The sequence below is a fragment of the Pseudomonas sp. FP215 genome, assembly GCF_030687795.1.
In the GTDB taxonomy this organism is placed as follows: Bacteria; Pseudomonadota; Gammaproteobacteria; order Pseudomonadales; family Pseudomonadaceae; genus Aquipseudomonas; species Aquipseudomonas salmasensis.
Genome location: NZ_CP117447.1, coordinates 5,180,176 through 5,202,677 on the forward strand (window position 1 = coordinate 5,180,176; position 22,502 = coordinate 5,202,677).

The window sequence follows — 22,502 nt, forward strand, 5'->3', positions numbered from 1 at the left end:
TCCCATGTCACTGTTAGAAATCAAGAATCTCAACGTGCGCTTCGGCGACAAGACCGCCGTGCCGGTGGTCGATGGCCTCGACCTGTCCGTCGACAAAGGCGAAGTACTGGCGATCGTTGGCGAGTCGGGTTCGGGTAAATCCGTGACCATGATGGCGCTGATGGGCCTGATCGAGCATCCCGGCATCGTCACCGCCGATGCCCTGAGCTTCGACGGCAAGGACATGCTCAAGTTGAGCAACCGCCAGCGCCGCCAGATCGTCGGCAAAGACCTGGCGATGGTGTTCCAAGACCCGATGACCGCGTTGAACCCCAGCTACACCGTGGGTTTCCAGATTGAAGAAGTGCTGCGCCTGCATTTGAAAATGTCCGGCAAACAAGCACGCAAACGCGCCATCGAGCTGCTGGAAAAGGTCGAGATCCCAGGCGCCGCAAGCCGTATGGACGCCTACCCGCATCAACTGTCCGGCGGTATGAGCCAGCGTGTGGCAATTGCCATGGCGATTGCCGGCGAGCCCAAACTGCTGATCGCCGATGAACCGACCACTGCACTGGACGTGACCATCCAGGCGCAGATCATGGAACTGCTGCTGGCCCTGCAAAAAGAGCAGAACATGGGCCTGGTGCTGATCACCCACGACCTTGCGGTAGTGGCTGAGACCGCCCAGCGGGTGTGCGTGATGTACGCCGGCCAAGCCGTGGAAGTCGGCCAGGTGCCGCAGTTGTTCGACATTCCGGCGCACCCGTACAGCGAAGCGCTGCTCAAGGCGATTCCCGAGCACAGCCTGGGTGCTACGCGCCTGGCCACCCTGCCAGGCATCGTGCCGGGTCGCTATGACCGCCCACAGGGTTGCCTGCTGTCGCCGCGCTGCCCGTACGTGCAGGACTCCTGCCGCGCCCAGCGCCCGGGCCTCGATCCGAAAAGCAACAGCCTTGCCCGCTGCTTCTACCCGCTGAACCAGGAGGTGGCGTAATGGCCGTCGTACTTACCGCCCGCGACCTCACCCGTCACTACGAAGTGTCCCGTGGCCTGTTCAAAGGCCACGCCACCGTGCGTGCTCTTAATGGTGTGTCTTTTGAGCTGGAAGCCGGCAAGACCCTCGCCGTGGTGGGCGAGTCGGGCTGTGGCAAGTCCACCCTGGCCCGCGCCCTGACGCTGATTGAAGAGCCCTCGTCGGGCTCGTTGAAAATCGCCGGGCAAGAAGTGGCCGGCGCCGACAAGGCCCAGCGCAAGCAGTTGCGCAAAGACGTGCAGATGGTGTTCCAGAGCCCCTATGCCTCGTTGAATCCCCGCCAGAAAGTCGGCGATCAACTGGCCGAGCCGTTGCTGATCAACACCAACCTGTCGGCCGCTGAGCGCCGCGAGAAAGTGCAGGCGATGATGAAGCAAGTGGGCCTGCGCCCTGAGCATTATCAGCGCTACCCGCACATGTTCTCCGGTGGTCAGCGCCAGCGCATCGCGTTGGCCCGCGCCATGATGCTGCAACCCAAAGTGCTGGTGGCGGACGAACCGACCTCGGCGCTGGATGTGTCGATCCAGGCGCAGGTGCTTAACCTGTTCATGGATTTGCAGCAGGAATTCAACACCGCCTACGTGTTCATCTCCCACAACCTGGCGGTGGTGCAGCACGTGGCTGACGATGTGATGGTGATGTACCTCGGCCGCCCGGTTGAAGTGGGCCCCAAGGAAGACATCTACGCACGCCCCTTGCACCCCTACACCCAGGCGCTGCTGTCGGCCACCCCGACCATTCACCCGGACCCGAGCAAGCCGAAGATCAAGATCGTCGGCGAACTGCCCAACCCACTGAACCCGCCGCCTGGCTGCGCGTTCCACAAGCGCTGCCCGTATGCGACGGCGCGTTGCAGCAGTGAGGAGCCGCTGTTGCGTCCTTTGGATAATCGGCAGGTGGCTTGCCACTACGCGGAGCAATTCGTGGCCTGAAGCAACACAACCGCCCTGTGTGGGATCGTTCCCACGCTCTGCGTGGGAACGCCGTCGGCGACGCTCTGCGTCCGCCAGCTCAAGCCTTGCGCAAGAGTGACGCGGAGCGTCACAGGATCCATCCCCACGCAGAGCGTGGGGATGATCTCGTTGCATGAGTTCCATCGCCCTTCCCGCCAGATTGCGCATCAGTCTGGCCGGAGGGGCTTTTTTTGCGCGGTTGTAACAAAAAACATACCGTTTGAACCCACGCCCAAAGCCCTGAAAACATTGATCCAGAGCGTTTCAAAAAGTGTATAGACTGTAAATGCAATTTACTTCTGTTTGAGAATCAATACCATTACGGCGCATAGAGAGCGCTGGATGCACGAAAAAAATTCAGACGCCTCTCGTTCAATCGCCCCTCCTAAAGGACTTTGTGGACATGTCGTCTCAATTCAGGCTCAGCCATCTCTCGCTGGCGTTTATCGCTACCCTTTCGTCCCCCGCGCTACTGGCGCAGAGCGTGGAAAAAGAACGCGACAAAGTGCCGATCCAAGCGACAGACCTGCCTGTGGATGGCACGCCCCAAGCCCTGGTGCTGGGCGAGACACGTGTACTGGGCACCGCCGCCGAAGAACTCAAGCAAGCGCCCGGCGTGTCGATCATCACCGCCGAAGACATCAAGAAACGCCCGCCCACTAACGACCTGTCGGAGATCATCCGCCGCGAGCCGGGTGTGAACCTGACCGGCAACAGTTCCAGCGGCAGCCGTGGCAATAACCGCCAGATCGACCTGCGCGGCATGGGCCCGGAAAACACCCTGATCCTGATCGATGGCAAGCCGTCCACCTCCCGCAACGCTGTGCGTTACGGCTGGAGTGGTGACCGTGATACCCGTGGCGAAACCAACTGGGTACCGGCCGAAGAGGTCGAACGCATTGAAATCCTGCGCGGCCCGGCCGCCGCCCGTTATGGCTCCGGTGCCATGGGCGGTGTCATCAATATCATCACCAAACGCCCCACCGACCAACTGCACGGCTCGCTGACCGCCTACACCGCCTTCCCCGAAAACGATGCCGAAGGCGCGAGCAAGCGTACCAACTTCAACCTCAGCGGCCCGCTGACCGACACCCTGGCGTTCCGCGTCTATGGCGGCCTGAACAAGACCGACGCCGATGACGCCGATATCAACCGCGCAGCCCAAGCGACCCCAGACTCGCTGGTAGCCGGCCGCGAAGGTGTGCGCAACAAAGATGTGAATGGCTTGCTGAGCTGGCAATTCACCCCCGAGCAAACCCTCGACCTGGAAGCCAGCTACAGCCGCCAGGGCAATATTTTCGCCGGCGACACCATGCTCAACGGCGGTGGCGCGTTCGTGGAAAGCCTGGTCGGCAAGGAAACCAGTGTGATTCAACGCAGCAGCTTTTCTGCCACCCATCGCGGCGAATTCGACTGGGGTTCGACCCTGGCTACGCTGACCCACGACCTGACCCGCAACGAGCGCCTCAACGAAGGCCTGGCCGGTTCCGGCGAAGGCGCGCCCTCCGCCAGCGCGGGTCGTTTCGAGTCGCGCCTGCGCAATACCCGGGCCACTGCCGAGGTCAACCTGCCCCTGAGCGTGGGTGCGGAACAGGTGCTGACCCTGGGCAGCGAATACCTCTACGAGTCGATGAACGACCCTGGCTCGTTGCGCCCGCAAAGCTATGACCCAGGCACCGGCGGCGTCCCCGCCATCCCGGGCATCAGCCGCAACAGCACCAAGACCACCGCCTCAAGCTACGCCTTGTTTGCCGAAGACAACATCGAACTGGGCAGCAAGACTGTCATCACGCCTGGCTTGCGCTTCGACGATCATGAGGAATACGGCGGCAACTGGAGCCCCAGCTTCAACGCTTCGCACCAGTTGACCGATGAACTGAGCATCAAGGGCGGCATTGCCCGCGCCTACAAAACCCCCAACCTGTACCAGTCCAACCCGAACTATTTGCTCTACAGCCGTGGCAATGGCTGCAACGCCAGCGAAGCCAACATGGGCGGTTGCTACCTGGTGGGCAACCGGGACCTGAAGCCGGAAATCAGCGTCAACAAGGAAATCGGCCTGGCTTTGGACAAGGGCACCTGGCGCACCAGTGCGACGTATTTCCGTAATGACTACAAGAACAAGATCAACGCCAGTAACGAGGCGGCGTTCCGTCTGGGCAATGGCCGACGTGTATTGGAGTGGGAAAACAGCGGCCCAGCCTTGGTGCAGGGCGTTGAAGGCAACCTGTTCATCAGCCTGCGCGATGATCTGGACTTGAACACCAACCTGACCTACATGATCGACTCCAAGGACAAAGACACCGGCGAGCCCTTGAGCATCATCCCCAAGTACACCGTCAACACCACGCTGGACTGGCAAGCCACGGACAAGCTGTCTTTCCAAGTCAGCGGCACCTATTACGGCAAGCAGGAGGCGCCGACGCTCAACTCACGCAGCGCCAGCAGTTACGATCGCAGCGCCCAGCAGGACGTCGACCCGTACGGGCTGATGGGCCTGAGCAGCGGCTACGAATTCAATAAAAACCTGAGCGTACGAGTGGGCATCAACAACCTGCTGGACAAGCGTTTGTCGCGCAAAGGCAACGCCGAGGATGCGGGGGCGCAGACCTACAATGAGCCAGGGCGGGCTTACTTCGCGTCGGTGACCACTTCGTTCTGAGGAAAGTGGGCGGCCAGTAATAACAATGCCTTGGAAACCCCATCCAAGGCATTGTTTGAAGCGCTTTACATTGCTGGGCGAGCCTACGTCTGGCTATCGCCTTCGTCTGCGTCGTCGCTGTCGGGCTCTTCGGTGGTCGAGTCATCATCCCCCTCAGTGCCACCTTGGCCTTTATCGCCGGGTTCCGCTTCGGACTTGGCCAACTGCAAGTCCGAGCCCTGGCTACTCGTCACCATGGCTGAGCCATGCACCGGGTTATGCGCCCAGGCCGTCGACATCCCCAACGACAACAGCACCAGCACCTTCATCAACAGCACTATTCGTTGAAAAATACTCATGATCGATTCCGTCCAGTCAGTAGGTAAAGCCCACGCGACAGACCAATTACCATCGCCAGTCTTTGAAGCTAGTTCTGATCAAGGGTTTGCGCCAATTTCTGGTCAAATCGAGATTAACTGTGGGAGCGGGCTTGCTCGCGAATGCGGGGCGTCATTCAACAGATGCGTCGGCTGATCCACCGCCTTCGCGAGCAAGCGCGCTCCCACACTTAGCCTTTGGGCGACCAATAAAAAGGGCGAAGCCATCACAGCTTCGCCCTTCTCTTAACCGCTCAAACCTTAGTGGTGTTCGCGGGTCGCGCGGAATTTCACATCCGGCCAACGCTCTTCCATCAACGCCAGGTTCACCCGGGTCGGCGCCAGGTAGGTCAGGTGACCACCGCCGTCGATCGCGAGGTTTTCCACGGCTTTGTTGGAGAACTCTTCCAACTTCTTCTTATCGCTGCAATCAATCCAGCGCGCCGAATACACGGTGATCGGCTCGTAGGAGCACTCCACCTTGTATTCCTCTTTCAAGCGGCTGGCGACCACGTCGAACTGCAGCACCCCCACGGCGCCGAGGATGATGTCGTTGCTGCGCTCGGGGAAGAACACCTGGGTGGCGCCCTCTTCGGCCAATTGCTGCAAGCCTTGGCGCAGTTGCTTGGACTTGAGCGGGTCACGCAGGCGCACGCGGCGGAACAGTTCCGGGGCGAAGTGCGGGATACCGGTAAAACCCAGCGCTTCGCCTTCGGTGAAGGTGTCGCCGATCTGGATGGTGCCGTGGTTGTGCAAACCGATGATGTCGCCGGCAAACGCCTCTTCCAGCTGTTCACGTTCAGAGGAGAAGAACGTCAGGGCGTCGCCGATGCGCACGTCCTTGCCGGTGCGCACGTGGCGCATCTTCATGCCTTTTTCGTATTTGCCGGAGCAGATGCGCATGAAGGCGATACGGTCACGGTGTTTGGGGTCCATGTTCGCCTGGATCTTGAACACAAAGCCGGTGAATTTCTCTTCGACCGGTTCCACGGTGCGCTCGTTGGCAACGCGAGCCAGGGGTTTTGGCGCCCAGTCCACGACGGCGTCGAGCACGTGGTCGACACCGAAGTTGCCCAGCGCGGTACCGAAGAACACCGGCGTCAGTTGGCCGTCGAGGAACTCCTGCTGGTTGAACTCATGGCAGGCGCCCTGCACCAGTTCCAGCTGGTCGACAAAACGGTCGTACTCGTCACCCAGGTGGGCGCGGGCTTCGTCGGAGTCGAGCTTCTCGATGATCTTGGTTTCGGTGCGTTCATGACCGTGGCCAGCGGTGTAGACAATGATGTAGTCGTCGGCCAGGTGGTACACGCCCTTGAAGTCGCGGTAGCAACCAATCGGCCAGGTGATCGGCGCGGCCTTGATCTTCAGGACGGCTTCGATTTCATCCAGCAGCTCGACGGGGTCGCGGATGTCGCGGTCGAGTTTGTTGATGAAGCTGACAATCGGCGTGTCACGCAGACGGCACACGTCCATCAGCGCGATGGTACGTGGCTCTACACCCTTACCGCCGTCGAGGACCATCAATGCCGAGTCCACCGCCGTCAGGGTGCGGTAGGTATCTTCGGAGAAGTCTTCGTGGCCGGGGGTGTCGAGCAGGTTGACCATGTGGTCGCGATACGGGAACTGCATGACCGACGTGGTAATGGAAATACCCCGTTGCTTTTCCATCTCCATCCAGTCGGAGGTGGCATGGCGGTCGGATTTGCGCGATTTCACCGTGCCGGCTACCGCGATCGCCTTGCCCATCAGCAACAGCTTTTCGGTGATGGTGGTTTTACCGGCATCGGGGTGGGAAATAATGGCGAAAGTGCGGCGTTTCGCGACTTCGGCGGCCTGGTGGGTCATGGGAAATCGCCTGGCAGGTGAGTCAAAAAAGGGCGGCGAGTATAGCGCAAACGCGAGGGTCCGGACCACCGTTGAGCCCATTGGGGGTGGCTAAATACGCCCAAGTGTGGAACCTTTTAAAAGGTAGAGACGTCCACTCCCCTGCTATCGCACTCGGAACAGGGGCTGAAAAATCAGCAAGTTAGCCTGACGAGGCTGCGCTCATGGCTCGATCGCATACTGCATTGCCAGTATCGGCGAGTTGCTTTTCGCGAACCCATTCCAAGGCAGCCAGTCATGGCCCTGCCGCTCGGAAATGTGTTCGCCGACAGAAGAAAAAAAGGAGTCCGCCTGTGGCTATTCGCTATGGCAAAGGGCTGATAGGAGCAGTGGTTGTCGTCGCTCTCCTGGCCCTGCTGGTCCACTGGATCGGCATCAACACGATCGAACTGTACCGCGACGATTTGTTGTTTTACCTGCAAGCTCATCTGATTCTCGTCCTAGTCTCCATGCTGGCAGCCCTGATTGTGGGCATCCCCGCCGGTATCCTGCTCAGCCGACCCAATATGGTCGGGCGCGCAGAACGTTTCATGCAGATCTTCAACATCGGCAACACCGTCCCTCCCCTGGCCGTACTGGCCATCGCCCTCGGCGTCCTCGGCATCGGCAGCGGCCCGGCCATCTTCGCGCTGTTCCTCGCCTCGCTCCTGCCCATCGTGCGCAACACCTACGAAGGCCTGAAAAACGTTCAGGGCTCCCTGAAAGAAGCCGCCACCGGCATCGGCATGACCCCGCGCCAGGTGCTGTTTCGCGTGGAGCTGCCCAACGCCGTGCCGATCATCATCGGCGGTGTGCGCGTGGCCCTGGCGATCAACGTCGGCACCGCGCCGCTGGCCTTCCTGATTGGCGCCAACAGCCTGGGCAGCCTGATCTTCCCCGGCATTGCCCTGAACAATCAGCCGCAACTGTTGCTCGGCGCCGCCTGCACCGCGCTGCTGGCGTTGCTGCTTGACGGCCTGGTAACCATGGCCAGCCGCCTCTGGCTGGAACGCGGGTTGCGCCCGTCTTAAGCCCGGTAAAGGAATTCACATGAAAAAACTGAGCTTGATATTAGGCTGCGTCCTGCTGCTTGCAGGTATTGCACAAGCCGCCGAAAAACCCGTGATCCGCATCGGCGCCCGGGTGTTCACCGAGCAGACCCTGCTCGCCGAAATCACTTCCCAGTACCTGCGCGCCAAGGGCTACGACGCCCGTGTGACTGGCGGCCTGGGCAGCAACCTGGCGCGCAGTGCCCAGGAAAGCGGGCAACTGGACCTGATCTGGGAATACACCGGTGTGTCCCTGGTGGCCTACAACCATATCGACGAGAAACTCGACAGCGAACAGTCCTACGCTCGGGTCAAAGAACTCGACGCGAAAAAAGGCCTGGTCTGGCTGTCGCCGTCGCGCTTTAGCAACACCTATGCCCTGGCATTGCCGGAGAAAGTCGCGCAGGAACATCCCGAGATCAACAGCATCAGCGATCTCACCCAAGCCATGGCCGAGGAGACCAAAGAGCATCGCCTGGTCGCCCTGGATACCGAGTTTGCCAACCGCTCCGATGGCCTGGCGGGCATGGTCAAGCTGTACGACATGAACCTGACGCGCAAGAACACCCGGCAGATGGACGCCGGGCTGGTCTACACCGCGCTGCGTAACGGCCAGGTGTTTGCAGGTTTGGTCTACACCACCGACGGGCGCCTCAACGCCTTTAAGTTGAAGCTGCTGGAAGACGACAAGCACTACTTCCCCGACTACACCGCAGCCCCGGTGATCCGCCAGGAATACCTCGACAAGCACCCGCAACTGGCCGCCGAACTCAAGCCTTTGGCACACCTGTTCGACGACGAAACCATGCGCCAGCTCAATGCACGGGTCGACGTCGACCATGAAAGCCCGTCCGCCGTTGCCGCCGATTTCCTGCGCCAACATCCAATCAACTAAAAAGGAGAAGACATGGAATTTTTGAACGCCTTTTCCCATCTTGATTGGGCCCAAGTGCTGCACTTGACCTGGCAGCACATCACCCTGGTCGGCATCGCCGTGATCCTGGCGATCTTTATCGGCGTGCCCCTGGGCATTCTGATGACGCGTTTTCCGACCCTGGCCGGCCCGCTGCAAGCCAGCGCCACGGTGCTGCTGACGGTGCCCTCCATTGCGCTGTTCGGCCTGCTGCTGCCGTTCTACTCCAAGTTCGGCCAGGGCCTGGGGCCGATGCCGGCGATCACCGCCGTGTTCCTCTACTCCCTGCTGCCGATCATGCGTAACACCTACCTCGCGCTGACCGGCGTAGAGCCAGGCATTCGCGAAGCCGCACGCGGCATCGGCATGACCTTCGGCCAGCGCCTGCGCATGGTCGAACTGCCGATTGCGGTGCCGGTGATCCTCGCCGGTGTGCGCACCGCCGTGGTGATGAATATCGGTGTGATGACCATCGCCGCCACCATCGGTGCCGGTGGCCTGGGTGTACTGATTCTGGCTTCTATCAGCCGCAGTGACATGTCGATGCTGATCGTCGGCGCCGTGCTGGTCAGTCTCCTGGCCATCTTCGCCGACCTGCTTCTGCAATGGCTGCAACGCTCGCTGACTCCAAAAGGATTGCTCAAATGATCGAACTTCAAAACCTGTCCAAGACTTTTCAAAGCAACGGCAAGACTGTCACTGCCGTCAACGATGTAAGCCTGACCGTCAACGAAGGCGAAATTTGCGTATTCCTGGGGCCCTCGGGCTGCGGCAAGAGCACCACGCTGAAAATGATCAACCGCCTGATCAAGCCCACCTCGGGCAAGATCTTGATCAACGGCGAAGACACCACCGACCTCGACGAGGTGACCCTGCGTCGCAACATCGGCTACGTGATCCAGCAGATCGGCCTGTTCCCCAACATGACCATCGAAGAGAACATCGTGGTGGTGCCCAAGCTGCTCGGCTGGGACAAGCAAAAATGCCACGACCGCGCCCGCGAGTTGATGAGCATGATCAAGCTGGAGCCCAAGCAGTACCTGCATCGCTACCCGCGTGAATTGTCGGGCGGGCAGCAACAGCGCATCGGCGTGATCCGCGCCCTGGCGGCTGACGCACCGTTGCTGCTGATGGACGAGCCGTTCGGCGCGGTCGACCCGATCAACCGCGAGATGATCCAGAACGAGTTCTTCGAGATGCAGCGCGCGCTGAACAAGACCGTGATCATGGTCAGCCACGACATCGACGAAGCCATCAAGCTGGGCGACAAGATCGCCATCTTCCGCGCCGGCAAGTTGCTGCAGATCGACCACCCGGACACGCTGCTGGCGCACCCGGCCGACGAGTTCGTCAGCAATTTCGTGGGCCAGGACAGCACCCTCAAGCGCCTGCTGCTGGTGAAAGCCGAAGACGCGGCGGACAACGCCCCGTCCGTCAGCCCGGAAACCCCAGTGGCCGATGCCCTGGAGCTGATGGACGAGCACGACCGCCGCTACGTGGTGGTCACCTGCGCCGAAAACAAGGCGCTGGGTTATGTGCGCCGCCGCGACTTGCACCGCCAGGCCGGCACCTGCGGCCAGTACCTGCGCGAGTTCAACGCCACGGCGGCGTATGACGAGCATTTGCGCATCCTGCTGTCGCGCATGTACGAGTTCAACCGCTCGTGGTTGCCGGTGATGGATGCGGAGCGGGTGTTCTTGGGTGAGGTGACCCAGGAGTCGATTGCCGAATACTTGAGCTCTGGTAAGTCCCGTGGGGGCAAGACCAGTATTGTCTCGCCTGCCGAAACTGCTTTGGCTTGATAGATCGCTATCGCAGCGATGCGGCGACCCGACAAGCCAGCTCCCACATTTGAACTGCATTCTTATGTTGGAATGCATTCCCCTGTGGGAGCTGGCTTGCCTGCGATGAATACACCGCAAATCCATCTGATTGGCCCCATCCGGGGAACATCAATCCGTCACACCGGTCGGTTACATAAGTAGCTGCACGCGGCCGCGCGACGAACGCGTGCAAAAACGCGACATTTTTAGTTGATCCCACGCCCGCCAAGCCCTAAAGTTCGCGCCGAACGTCCATGCTGGAAACGATCCATCCGGCTCAAGTACTGACGACGAGACAGCAAGGCCAAGGGCAGCTTACCCCGTGGCCTTTTTGCTTTCGGCGACATGCCTTGGGAAGTAGGCGAACCAAAGTGGGGATACGGAGGACGTTCATTTGCACCCATTGCTAATTTCAGTTTGCCCTTAGGAGTTCCCAGCATGTCGATCAACGTCGAAGATTATTTCGCGCGCGCCACTTTTGACAAAATGAAGGCGTTCGCCGACAAGCAAGAAACCCCGTTCGTGGTGATCGACACCGCGATGATCAGCCAGGCCTACGATGACCTGCGCGCCGGTTTCGAATTCGCCAAGGTGTATTACGCCGTCAAGGCCAACCCGGCCGTTGAAATCATCGACCTGTTGAAAGACAAAGGCTCGAGCTTCGACATCGCCTCGATCTACGAGCTGGACAAGGTCATGGACCGCGGCGTCAGCGCCGACCGTATCAGCTACGGCAACACCATCAAGAAATCCAAGGACATCCGCTACTTCTATGAGAAGGGCGTGCGCCTGTTCTCCACCGACTCCGAAGCCGACCTGCGCAACATCGCCAAGGCCGCGCCGGGCTCGAAAGTGTATGTGCGTATCCTCACCGAAGGCTCGACCACCGCCGACTGGCCGTTGTCGCGCAAATTCGGCTGCCAGACCGACATGGCCATGGACCTGCTGATCCTCGCCCGCGACCTGGGCCTGGTGCCTTACGGCATCTCGTTCCACGTTGGCTCGCAACAGCGCGACATCAGCGTGTGGGACGCGGCCATCGCCAAGGTCAAGGTGATCTTCGAACGCCTGAAAGAAGAAGACGGCATTCACCTGAAGCTGATCAACATGGGCGGTGGCTTCCCGGCCAACTACATCACCCGCACCAACAGCCTGGAAACCTACGCCGAAGAAATCATCCGCTTCCTCAAGGAAGACTTCGGTGACGACCTGCCGGAAATCATCCTGGAACCTGGCCGTTCGCTGATCGCCAATGCCGGCATCCTGGTCAGCGAAGTGGTGCTGGTGGCGCGCAAGTCCCGTACCGCGGTCGAGCGTTGGGTGTACACGGATGTGGGCAAATTCTCCGGCCTGATCGAAACCATGGACGAAGCCATCAAGTTCCCGATCTGGACCGAGAAGAAAGGCGAGATGGAAGAAGTGGTCATCGCCGGCCCGACCTGCGACAGCGCCGATATCATGTACGAAAACTACAAGTACGGCCTGCCATTGAACCTGGCCATTGGTGATCGTTTGTACTGGTTGTCGACCGGTGCCTACACCACCAGCTACAGCGCGGTTGAGTTCAATGGGTTCCCGCCGTTGAAATCCTTCTACGTTTAACCCCTCCCCCGCTCGTTCCCACGCTCTGCGTGGGAATGCCTCCTGTAACGCTCTGCGTTACGCGCTCATGTGCGGACGCAGAGCGTCCAGGGCGGCATTCCCACGCGGAGCGTGGGAACGATCAGGTCGCGGCTCGTTGTTGGTAGGCCTCGGCCATGGCGCGAATTCGCGGGTCATCCGCCTGCGCCAGCGCCTTGTGAGCCGTTCGCAGGAATTTGAGATTCCCGCCCTCCAGCGCCTTGTGCAACCACTCCAGCGCCGCGTCGATCTGGCCACTGTCGGCCAGCACCGCCGCATGGCTGAACTGCCCCCGAAAATCCCCTGCCTCGGCTGAACGGCGATACCACTCGACAGCCGCCTCAAGGTCCTTGGGGCAATGCTGCCCGTCTTCCAGGTAACGCCCGAGCAGGTTCATGGACTTGGCGTGGCCCTGCTCGGCGGCCTGGCGATACAGCGCCAGTGCTTGCGCCTGGTCTTCAATAACGCCACGGCCGGTAGCCAAGAGGTTGGCGTAGTTGTACTGCCCCCAATCCAACCCGGCGTGTGCCGCCAGGCGATATTCCTGCGCGGCTGCGGCTTCATCGACGGCACAGCCCCAACCATGCTCCAGGCAGCGCCCGGTCATATTGCGCGCCATCAGGTGCCCGCCCTGCGCGGCAATCTGGAACCAGCGCAGCGCCAGCGCTTCATCGCGTGCGATGCCGCGCCCTTCCAGCAGGATTTGCCCGAGCAGGGCCTGGGCATCGACCACGCCTGCCTTGGCGGCGATGAGGATGGCCTGGGCGGCGCGCACCGGGGAATCATCGAGCATGCTTTGTAATTGCTCGACGTTGAGCACTTCTTCGCGGCGCAATAAAAAGCCCATGCTCAGACCTCGACCCAGCGGCGCAGCAAGTTGTGGTAGGTGCCGGTGAGCTGGATCAACGCGGGGTGGTCGGGCACGTCGCGGGTCAGTTGCTGGATCGCGCCGTCCATCTCGAACAGCAAGGTGCGCTGGCTGTCTTCGCGCACCAGGCTTTGGGTCCAGAAGAACGAGGCATAGCGCGCGCCACGGGTCACCGCGTTGACCTTGTGCAGGCTGGAGCCGGGGTACAGCACCATGTCGCCGGCGGGTAGCTTGACTCGCTGCACGCCGAATGTGTCCTGGATCTCCAGTTCCCCACCGTCGTAGTCGTCGGGGTCGCTGAAGAACAACGTGGACGAAAGGTCGGTGCGCACGCGCTCGTGGCTGCCTTTGGGTTGGCGCACCGCGTTGTCGATATGAAAGTCGAAACTGCCGCCTGCGGTGTAGCAGTTGAGCAGTGGCGGGAAGACTTTATGCGGCAGCGCGGCCGACATGAACAGCGGGTTGCTCCACAACCGTTCCAGCATCGCCGCGCCGATTTCCTTGGCCAGGGGGTGGCCTTCGGGTAATTGCAGGTTGTGCTTGGCCTTGGCCGACTGGTGCCCGGCGGTGATTTTGCCGTCAGCCCATTCGGTCTCTTCCAGGGCCTGGCGAATGCGTAGCACCTCCTCGCGAGAGAACAGGCCGGGAATGTGCAGCAACATGGGGCAATACCTGCGATCAGAGAGGCGTCAATGGTATTGATTCTTATCCGCTCTGTAAAACACGGGGACGAACGAGAAGGCAAATTCCGTAACAAAAAAGTGTAAAGAATGTAAATTTGATGCGAATAGCAATATCTCGCAATTGATACAAAGTCTTGTTGGCCCTATATTCCGCGGCCTCACATCCTTGGGGAAGGGACACGTCATGTCGCGCACTATTCTAAAAATACCGGTCAGTTCACCACGCATGCTGGCTTCGGCCATCGGCGTTGCCCTGAGTGCCGGCTCCGCCGCCCACCTGGCGCAGGCGGCTGAAAATACCGAGCCAAAAGGCGAGCGCAACCCTATCTCCCTCGGCGCTACCAACATCACAGGGCAAGAGCAGGACAACACCTCCTACCAGGTGGAAAAAGCCTCGTCGCAGAAGTACACCGCGCCGCTGGTGGACACGCCGCGTTCGGTCACTGTGGTGCCGCAACAAGTACTCAAGGACACCGCCGCCACCTCGTTGCAGGATGCCTTGCGCACCGTACCGGGTATCACCTTCGGCGCCGGTGAAGGTGGCAACCCTCAGGGCGACCGTCCGTTCATCCGTGGTTTTGACGCTCAGGGCGACACCTACCTCGATGGCGTACGCGATACCGGCGGCCAGAGCCGCGAGATCTTCGACATCGAGTCCATCGAAGTCAGCAAAGGCCCCAACTCCTCGTTCGGCGGCCGTGGCTCGGCCGGTGGCAGCCTCAACCTGGTGAGCAAGACCCCACAAGCGCGGGACTTCACCAACGGCGGCTTTACCTACGGCTCCGACCAGACCCGCCGCTACGTGCTCGACGTGAACCGCCAGTTCCTCGACGACAGCGCGGCATTCCGCCTGAACCTGATGAGCCATGAACAAAACGTGGCTGGCCGCGATGCGGTGAACTACGACCGTTGGGGCGTGGCACCGTCGCTGACGTTTGGCCTGGGCACACCGACCCGTGTCAACCTCAGCTACTACCATATGGAAAGTGATGACCTGCCGGATTCGGGGATTCCGTATGGCTATGGCTCAGCAACCGCCACGGCCCACGTGCATGACAAACCCAACGACGGCGGCGACAGCAACAACTTCTATGGTTTGAAAAGCCGTGACTTCCGCAAGACCCGCGCCGACATCAGCACGTTCTCCATCGAGCACGACCTGAACGACAACATGACGCTCAAGAACACCCTGCGCCACGGCAGCACCGGCCAGGACTATGTGCTCACTCAGCCGGATGACAGCAAGTTCAACGTCAACCGCTACGGCACCGTCTGGCGCCGCGCCAACAGCCGTGTCTCCACCACGACCACAACCACCAACCAGACTGACCTGTTTGGCAGCTTCCAGGCCCTGGGCTTCAAGCACACTTACTCCACTGGCCTGGAATTTACCGGTGAAGAAACCCGTGTCAGTGGCTACACCGTCAGCCCTAACGCGAACCCGGTGTGCACCACCGCCAAGGGCAGCCTGGGCGGCCAGTGCACCTCACTGAGCAACCCAAACCCCGACGATGCCTGGAACGGCAGCATCGCCCGCAACTACAACGGCACCAACACCAAGGCCACCAGCCGCGCCGCGTACGTATTCGATACCATCGAGCTCGATCCGAAATGGCTGCTGAACGTAGGCTTGCGTTACGACACCTTTGACACCGAAGCCAACACCAACGCCGTCGCCGGACGCAGCAAGATCAAGGACGACAGCCAGTTCTTCAACTGGCAGGCCGGCCTGGTCTGGAAGCCGGTGGAGAACGGCAGCATCTACGCCTCGTACGCAACATCGGCCACGCCAGCCGGTGGCCTGATAGGCGAAGGTTCCGACGGCAACCCACTGTCTGCCGGTGCCGCCACCAGCGACTTGCAGCCAGAAGAAACCGTCAACTACGAACTGGGCACCAAGTGGGACCTGTTCCACGACCGCCTGTCCCTGACCGCAGCTATCTTCCGCACCGAGAAGAAAAACACCCGCATCCTGGTGGATGCACTCACCTACCAGAACGCCGGTGAATCTCAGGTCGATGGCATCGAGTTGTCCGCCAGCGGCAAAATTACCGAACAATGGCAGGTGTTTGCGGGCTACAGCTATCTGGACAGCGAACTGGTTAAATCCGGCCTCAACGGGCGTAACGGTGTCGTGAGTTCCGGCTCCAGCAAGGGCAACCAAATGCCCAACACGCCGAAGAACTCCTTCAGCCTGTGGACCACCTACGACGTGACGCCCAAGCTGACCATCGGCGGCGGCGCCTTCTATGTCGATCAGGTTTACGGCGACGTCGGCAACACGGTGTATGTACCCTCCTACACCCGCTACGACGCCATGGCCAGCTACAAGCTGACCAAGAACGTCGACCTGCAATTGAACGTGCAGAACCTGACTGACAAGACCTACTACGACAAGGCTTTCTCCACGCACTTCGCCAACCAGGCGGCCGGTCGTACGGCGTTGTTGACCACCAGCTTCCACTTCTAAAAGCGGTAAAGCTCCAGCCAGAAGCCCCACACATCGGATGCGTGGGGCTTTTGCGTGTTTTTCGGCAACTCACGGCATAATGCGCGCCGTGATCAGATATCCAGCTAAGCGAGGCGCTCCGACGTGTTGAAGAAAACCCTGTTTCAGTTGCATTGGTTCTTCGGCATCACGGCCGGGCTGGTGCTGGCCTTGATGGGGGTCACCGGGGCCGCGTACTCGTTTCAGGACGAGATCCTGCGGGCGCTCAACCCCACCGTGTTGAGCGTGCAGAAACGCGAGGCCGGTGTACTGCCGCCCGCCGAGCTGGTACGCAAGTTGGAAGCGGCCGAAGGCAAGACCGTGGCCATGCTGTGGGTAGAAAGCGACAGCGGCAACGCCGGCCGCGTGTCCTTCACCCCACCACCGGGCGAGCGCCGTGGCCAGATGCGCTACTTTGACCCGTACACCGGCGACTACATGGGCGACGCGGTCGGCCAGGATCTGTTCGGCTTTGTCCTGCAACTGCACCGTTTCCTCGCCATCGGCGATACCGGGCGCAATATCACCGGCGCCTGCACCCTGATCCTGTTGTTCTTCTGCCTCTCCGGCCTGTACCTGCGCTGGCCGCGCCAGGTGAAAAGCTGGCGCGTCTGGCTGACCCTGGACTGGCGCAAAAAGGGCCGCAGCTTCAATTGGGACCTGCACTCGGTGTTCGGCACCTGGTGCCTGCTGTTTTATCTGTTGGCGGCGCTGACCGGGCTGTATTGGTCCTACGATTGGTACAACCGTGGCGTGACCAAACTGCTGTCCGACGCGCCGCAGAACGAGCGCATGCGCAAGCGCGGCCCAGCCCCCGCTGGCCCGGCTCCGGTGGCCAACTACGACGCGATCTGGAGCAGCATCTACAGCAACGCCGGCCCCGACTTGAGCGCCTATAACATTCGGATGCCGGCGGTTGCCGGGCAACCGGCCACTGTGTATTACCTGCTCAACTCATCGCCCCATGACCGCGCGCTGAACCAGATCAACCTGGACCCGGCCACCGGCGAGGTCAAATCCCACGAGCGCTACGCCAGCAAAAGCCTCAAGGCGCAGTTGCTGACCAGTGTGTATGCGCTGCACACCGGCAGCTATTTCGGCCTGGTCGGGCGGATTGTCCTCACCGTCAGTTCGTTGCTCATGCCGCTGTTTTTCATCACGGGCTGGCTGCTGTACCTCGACCGACGCCGCAAAAAGCGCCAGGTCCGCGATGCCCGCAAAGGTCTGACAGACAACCACAGCGATGCGCCGGCATGGCTGATCGGCTTCGCCAGCCAGAGCGGTTTTGCCGAACAACTGGCCTGGCAAACGGCCGGGCAATTGCAGGCTGCGGGCCTGGTGGTGAAGGTGCAGCCGCTGGGCAGTGTCAGCCCTGACGACCTCAGCCACTCGCAGAACGCGCTGTTTGTGGTCAGTACCTTTGGCGACGGCGAAGCGCCCGACAGCGCCCGTGGTTTCGAGCGCAGCGTGCTCGGCCAGGCGCTGCCCCTCAAAGGCTTGAACTACTCGGTGCTGGCCCTGGGTGACCGGCAGTACGAGCATTTTTGCGGCTTTGCGCGGCGCCTGCATTTCTGGCTGACCAACCAGGGCGGCAACCCCCTGTTTGCCCCGGTGGAAGTCGACAGCGGCGACACCCTGGCGTTGCAGACCTGGCAACAACAACTGGGCCAGCTCACCGGGCATGCGCCGGCAGCGGCCTGGCCGACGGCCCAGTACGAAAACTGGACCCTGAGCCAACGCACCCTGCTCAACCCCGACAGTGTCGGCTCGCCCGTCTACCTGCTGGGCCTGACGTCCACGTCTGCGCACAGCTGGCTGGCCGGCGACCTGGTGGAAGTTCTGCCACGCAATTGCCCGTGGGCTATCGAACACTTCCTGGCCGGCCTGGGCTTGGTCGGCAGCGACGGCGTGGTAATTGACGGCGTCGCCCACACCCTCGACCAGGCCCTGGCCACGCGCCAACTGCCGGACAACCGCACGCACCTGGTCGGCCTGCACGCCCAGGCACTGGTGGATGCGTTGGTACCGCTGGGCATGCGCGAATACTCCATCGCCTCGATTGCCAGCGACGGTGTGCTGGAGCTGATCGTGCGCCAGGAGCGCCATCCCGACGGCAGCCTGGGGCTTGGCTCCGGCTGGCTGACTGAACACGCCGCCCTCGGCTCGGCCATCAGCCTGCGCCTGCGGCGCAACAGCGGCTTTCATTTGCCCGACGCGCCTGTGCCGCTGATTCTGCTGGGCAACGGCACCGGCCTGGCGGGCCTGCGCAGCTTGCTCAAGGCGCGTATTGCCGACGGCCAGCAGCGCAACTGGCTGCTGTTTGGCGAGCGCAATATCGCCCACGACTACCTGTGCCAGGAGGAACTGCAAGGCTGGCTCGCCAATGGAGACCTGGCCCTGCTGGACTTGGCGTTTTCCCGGGACCAAGAGGAGAAAATCTACGTACAGGACCGCCTGCGCGAGTCAGCGGATGTGCTGCGTAAATGGCTGGCGGATGGCGCGGCGATTTATGTATGTGGCAGCTTGCAGGGGATGGCGACGGGGGTGGATCAGGCACTGGCAGACATCCTGGGCAATGAGGCGCTGGAGCGCCTGATCGAACAAGGCCGCTATCGTCGGGATGTCTACTGAGACTTTGTTGCTCCTGATCGTTCCCACGCTCCGCGTGGGGATGCTGCCCTGGGCGCTCCGCGTCCGCTCTTAACGGCGTGACGCGGAGCGTCACAGGATGCGTTCCCACGCAGAGCGTGGGAACGATCAGCACTCCAATCAAGTCGGTTGCAATTTCTGCTCGAACACCGAAACCCCATCCAAGTCCCGCAGCATCACCGTCAACTCCGCCGTCTGCCCATCAATCTGCACTTCACCAAAAAACTGGAAACCCGCAAACGGCGAGGTGTTCTGTGCCGGTGGCGCCTTCTGAAACACCACGTGCGGGCCAAAGGTTTTATCCAGTGGGTTGGGCCCGAAGCTTCCGGCATTCAACGGCCCTGCCACAAACTCCCAGAACGGCTCGAAATCCTGAAACGCCGCGCGGTCTGGGTGGTAGTGATGCGCCGCGCAGTAATGCACATCGGCCGTCAGCCACACATGGTTGCGCACCTTGTGCTCATGCAGGAACCCCAGCAGTTCGGCGATCTCCAGCTCACGCCCTTGCGCCGGGCCTGGGTCGCCATTGGCGATCGCTTCCCAACGCGCCACACCGGGGCTGACTTCACCGTCGGGTACGCCCAGGCCGATGGGCATGTCGGCGGCGACCACCTTCCACTGCGCTTGCGACGCCTTGAGCCCGCGCTTGAGCCAGTCCAACTGTTCACGACCCAGGAAGGGTTTTTCAGCACCCAGGTTGTCGTCATTCGGCCCGCGATAGCTGCGCATATCCAACACAAACACATCCAGCAGCGGCCCATAACTGAGCGTGCGATAAATGCGCCCGCCACCGTCGGCGCTCTGTCGGCGCATGGGTGAATATTCCAGCCAGGCCTGGCGGGCACGGCCCACCAGAGTGTTGATGTCGCGGGTCTGGTAGCGCTCATCCAACTGCTTGCTCGATGACCAGTTGTTGATCACCTCGTGATCGTCCCACTGCCAGATCTGCGGCACCTCGGCATTGAAGCGGCGCACGTTTTCATCCAGCAGGTTGTAGCGGTAATTGCCGCGATATTCATCGAGGGTTTCCGCCACCTTGCTCTTGGCTTCGGTGGTGATGTTGCGCCAGATGCGCCCGCCTTCGGTGGTGATCTGCGCGGGGACTGGGCCGTCGGCGTAGATGGTGTCGCCGCTGTGGATAAAAAAGTCCGGCAGGCGCAGGCGCATGGCTTCATAGATGCGCATGCCACCGATGTCGGGGTTGATGCCGAAGCCTTGGCCGACGGTGTCGCCGCTCCACACAAAGCGGATGTCACGCCGCTGTTGCGGCACGCTGCGCAAGTGGCCGAACCAGGGTTCACTGGCAATGCCGCTCTGGGCATCTTCGAAGTGCACGCGGTAGAAAATCGCCTGGTCGACCGGCAGCCCCGTGAGTTCGACACGGGCGGTAAAGTCGGTGCGGCTGTCGGCCAGGGGCGAGACGAATCGGCGCGGGTTGCTGAACACGCTGCGGGTATCCCACTCCACCACCATCTTCGCCGGGCGGTCGCTGCGGCTCCAGATCATCGCGCGGTCGCCCTGCAGGTCGCCCGACTGCACGCCGTCAGTGAGTTGCGGCCGGTCCTTCACCGAAGCGATCACCGCCGGCGCCAGGCCCGGCAACAACAGGCCGGCGCCCACGGCTTGCATCACACGGCGGCGGCCCAGATCGAAGTGGCTCATGCAGGTGCCCTCTTGAGTATCAAAAGGGCCACTAAAGCATGGAGGGATGAAGCGGATGTGACACCGATCGGGAGAACGATCAAATTCACCTGTGGGAGCTGGCTTGCCTGCGATGCAAACACCTCGGTGTATCAGGCAAACCCAGTCGATGCTATCGCAGGCAAGCCAGCTCCCACATTTTTTGCCAGTGTCAGGCAGTCACGGCCAGCTCGGCCGCTTCCGGTCGCTTGAGCAGGGCATACACCAGCCCGGTCAATACACTGCCCGCCACAATCGCCAACAAGTACAACAACGCATGGTTCATCGCATTCGGAATCACCAGCACAAACAAGCCACCATGGGGCGCGGCGAGTTTGCAGCCGAAGTACATCGACAGTGCGCCGGTCAACGCGCCACCGGCGATGCTGGCTGGAATCACGCGCAGCGGGTCTTTGGCGGCGAAGGGAATCGCGCCTTCGGAGATAAAGCACAGCCCCAGGATCATCGCCGCCTTGCCGGCTTCGCGTTCGGTCTGAGCGAACTTGCGTCGGGCCAGTAACGTGGCGATGCCCATGCCAATCGGCGGCACCATGCCGGCTGCCATGGTCGCGGCCATCGGCGCGCCGCTCGAGGCGGCCAGCAGGCCGACCGAGAACGCATAGGCCGCTTTGTTGATCGGCCCGCCCAAGTCCACGCACATCATGCCGCCGAGCAAAATGCCCAACAGCACCGCGTTGGTGGTGCCCATGGTGCTGAGGAAATCCGTCAGGCCCGTGAGCAAGCGCGCGACCGGTGGCCCCACCAGGTAGATCATCACCAAGCCGGTAAACAGGCTCGCCAATAACGGGATGATCAGGATCGGCTTGAGCGCTTCCAGGCTCTGGGGCAGTTGCACCGCGCGGCTGATCAGCTTGACGCAATACCCGGCGACGAAACCGGCGAGGATGCCGCCAATAAACCCAGCCCCCAGCGTCCCCGCCAGCAGCCCGCCAATCATGCCGGGTGCCAGGCCGGGACGGTCGGCAATCGAGTAGGCGATGTAGCCCGCCAGCAGCGGCACCATCAACAGGAACGCCTGGTCACCCACGGACTTGAGCGCCGCCGCCAAGGTGCCGGGCTGTTCGAAGGCATGAATGCCGAACACAAACGACAAGGCGATCAGCAAGCCCCCCGCCACCACCATCGGCAACATGTACGACACGCCGGTGAGCAGGTGTTTGTAGATCCCGGTTTTCTCGGCCTTGGCCGCTGCACCGCTGGCCGCGCTTTCCACTGCGCCTTCGGCCAGGGCCTTGTTGAGGATGGCTTCGGATTGCTTAAGAGCAATGCCGGTGCCACAGCGATAAATCTTCTTGCCGGCGAAACGCTCGGTGGCCACTTCGATATCGGCCGCGAGCAATACCACATCGGCATCGGCAATCGCCTGGGGGCTCAACGGCGTGCGGGCGCCGACCGAGCCTTGGGTCTCGACCTGCAAGTCATAACCCAGGCGCTGGGCGGTCTGCTGCAAGGCTTCGGCGGCCATGAACGTGTGGGCCACGCCAGTGGGGCACGCGGTAATCGCAACGATACGCGGCGCAGCCTTGGCCGCCACCGGGGCGGCGTCGGCGACATACACCTGGGCTTCTTCGGCGCCCCGGCGCAATACGCCTTCGACATCCGCCAACGCCTGGGCGGGCGTGCTCTGGAACACACGCTTGCCGACAAACCGCTGCATATCCACCGGGGTACTGCTGACCAGCAGCACCCACTCGGCATCATCAATCGTGGCCTGGGACAACTGGCGCTCCGGGCGCTGCACATCGACGACTTCAACACTGGTGTGCAAACCCATGCGCTGGGCGGCGGCGTCCAGCAAGCGGGCGCACAGCACACTGGTGACCATGCCGTTCGGGCAGGCGGTAACAATGGCTAACTTCATC

The 22,502-nt window shown here is 61.5% G+C and carries 16 protein-coding genes; 10 read left to right on the forward strand and 6 right to left on the reverse strand.

The features are described 5' to 3' along the window. Positions 1–4: 4 nt before the first annotated feature. The 3 genes from PSH76_RS23450 to PSH76_RS23460 all read left to right on the forward strand — a co-directional run bounded on the left by PSH76_RS23450 (position 5) and on the right by PSH76_RS23460 (position 4,627). Positions 5–973: an ABC transporter ATP-binding protein gene (locus PSH76_RS23450; RefSeq protein ID WP_186608183.1), complete on the forward strand. Its 969-nt coding sequence runs from the start codon at positions 5–7 to the stop codon at positions 971–973. Further along, positions 973–1,944, forward strand: coding sequence for a peptide ABC transporter ATP-binding protein (locus PSH76_RS23455; RefSeq protein WP_003188483.1), 972 nt, complete (start codon positions 973–975; stop codon positions 1,942–1,944). Before PSH76_RS23450 ends, PSH76_RS23455 begins: the two co-directional genes overlap by 1 nt. A gap of 424 nt (positions 1,945–2,368) precedes the next feature. Beyond that, a complete protein-coding gene (locus PSH76_RS23460; protein WP_305492999.1) occupies positions 2,369–4,627 on the forward strand; it encodes a TonB-dependent siderophore receptor in 2,259 nt (752 codons plus the stop codon). 83 nt (positions 4,628–4,710) lie between these two features. Here the strand turns inward: PSH76_RS23460 and PSH76_RS23465 are convergent, their stop codons facing one another. Beyond that, positions 4,711–4,965: a hypothetical protein gene (locus PSH76_RS23465; protein ID WP_098949579.1), complete on the reverse strand. Its 255-nt coding sequence runs from the start codon at positions 4,963–4,965 to the stop codon at positions 4,711–4,713. Positions 4,966–5,244: 279 nt separating this feature from the next. Beyond that, positions 5,245–6,828 (reverse strand): peptide chain release factor 3, encoded by a 1,584-nt coding sequence (locus tag PSH76_RS23470; RefSeq protein WP_305493000.1) that lies wholly within the window; start codon positions 6,826–6,828, stop codon positions 5,245–5,247. Positions 6,829–7,160: 332 nt separating this feature from the next. Here PSH76_RS23470 and PSH76_RS23475 point away from each other — a divergent pair, with 332 nt between their 5' ends. From PSH76_RS23475 to PSH76_RS23495, 5 genes are all read left to right on the forward strand, one after another. Continuing rightward, entirely contained in the window at positions 7,161–7,877 is a 717-nt protein-coding gene (locus PSH76_RS23475) for an ABC transporter permease (protein WP_003188475.1), read from the forward strand. A gap of 19 nt (positions 7,878–7,896) precedes the next feature. Beyond that, a complete protein-coding gene (locus PSH76_RS23480; protein ID WP_305493001.1) occupies positions 7,897–8,790 on the forward strand; it encodes a glycine betaine ABC transporter substrate-binding protein in 894 nt (297 codons plus the stop codon). A gap of 12 nt (positions 8,791–8,802) precedes the next feature. Beyond that, on the forward strand, positions 8,803–9,456 hold the full coding sequence (locus tag PSH76_RS23485; protein WP_003188473.1) for an ABC transporter permease: 654 nt from the start codon (positions 8,803–8,805) through the stop codon (positions 9,454–9,456). Further along, positions 9,453–10,610 carry a betaine/proline/choline family ABC transporter ATP-binding protein gene (locus PSH76_RS23490; protein ID WP_003188471.1) on the forward strand — a complete coding sequence of 386 codons (1,158 nt, stop codon included), beginning with the start codon at positions 9,453–9,455 and terminating at the stop codon, positions 10,608–10,610. The genes PSH76_RS23485 and PSH76_RS23490 overlap by 4 nt, the downstream gene beginning before the upstream one ends. 459 nt (positions 10,611–11,069) lie before the next feature. Next, a complete protein-coding gene (locus PSH76_RS23495) occupies positions 11,070–12,233 on the forward strand; it encodes a type III PLP-dependent enzyme (protein ID WP_014716890.1) in 1,164 nt (387 codons plus the stop codon). 121 nt (positions 12,234–12,354) lie between these two features. Here PSH76_RS23495 and PSH76_RS23500 read toward each other — a convergent pair whose 3' ends face one another. Both PSH76_RS23500 and PSH76_RS23505 read right to left on the reverse strand, forming a co-directional pair. Next, positions 12,355–13,098, reverse strand: a complete 744-nt coding sequence (locus PSH76_RS23500) for a tetratricopeptide repeat protein (RefSeq protein WP_098949581.1) — start codon at positions 13,096–13,098, stop codon at positions 12,355–12,357. A gap of 2 nt (positions 13,099–13,100) precedes the next feature. Then, positions 13,101–13,781: a Fe2+-dependent dioxygenase gene (locus PSH76_RS23505; protein WP_056789563.1), complete on the reverse strand. Its 681-nt coding sequence runs from the start codon at positions 13,779–13,781 to the stop codon at positions 13,101–13,103. A 205-nt stretch (positions 13,782–13,986) separates the two neighbouring features. Here PSH76_RS23505 and PSH76_RS23510 point away from each other — a divergent pair, with 205 nt between their 5' ends. Then, entirely contained in the window at positions 13,987–16,272 is a 2,286-nt protein-coding gene (locus PSH76_RS23510) for a TonB-dependent siderophore receptor (protein ID WP_305493002.1), read from the forward strand. 123 nt (positions 16,273–16,395) lie between these two features. After that, complete coding sequence (locus tag PSH76_RS23515) at positions 16,396–18,921, forward strand: sulfite reductase flavoprotein subunit alpha (protein WP_305493003.1); 2,526 nt, start codon at positions 16,396–16,398, stop codon at positions 18,919–18,921. A gap of 138 nt (positions 18,922–19,059) precedes the next feature. Here the strand turns inward: PSH76_RS23515 and PSH76_RS23520 are convergent, their stop codons facing one another. Together PSH76_RS23520 and PSH76_RS23525 are read right to left on the reverse strand one after the other, a co-directional pair. After that, positions 19,060–20,601: an alkaline phosphatase gene (locus tag PSH76_RS23520; protein ID WP_305493004.1), complete on the reverse strand. Its 1,542-nt coding sequence runs from the start codon at positions 20,599–20,601 to the stop codon at positions 19,060–19,062. A 190-nt stretch (positions 20,602–20,791) separates the two neighbouring features. Then, positions 20,792–22,501, reverse strand: a complete 1,710-nt coding sequence (locus PSH76_RS23525; RefSeq protein ID WP_032893606.1) for a PTS fructose-like transporter subunit IIB — start codon at positions 22,499–22,501, stop codon at positions 20,792–20,794. Position 22,502 lies beyond the last annotated feature (1 nt).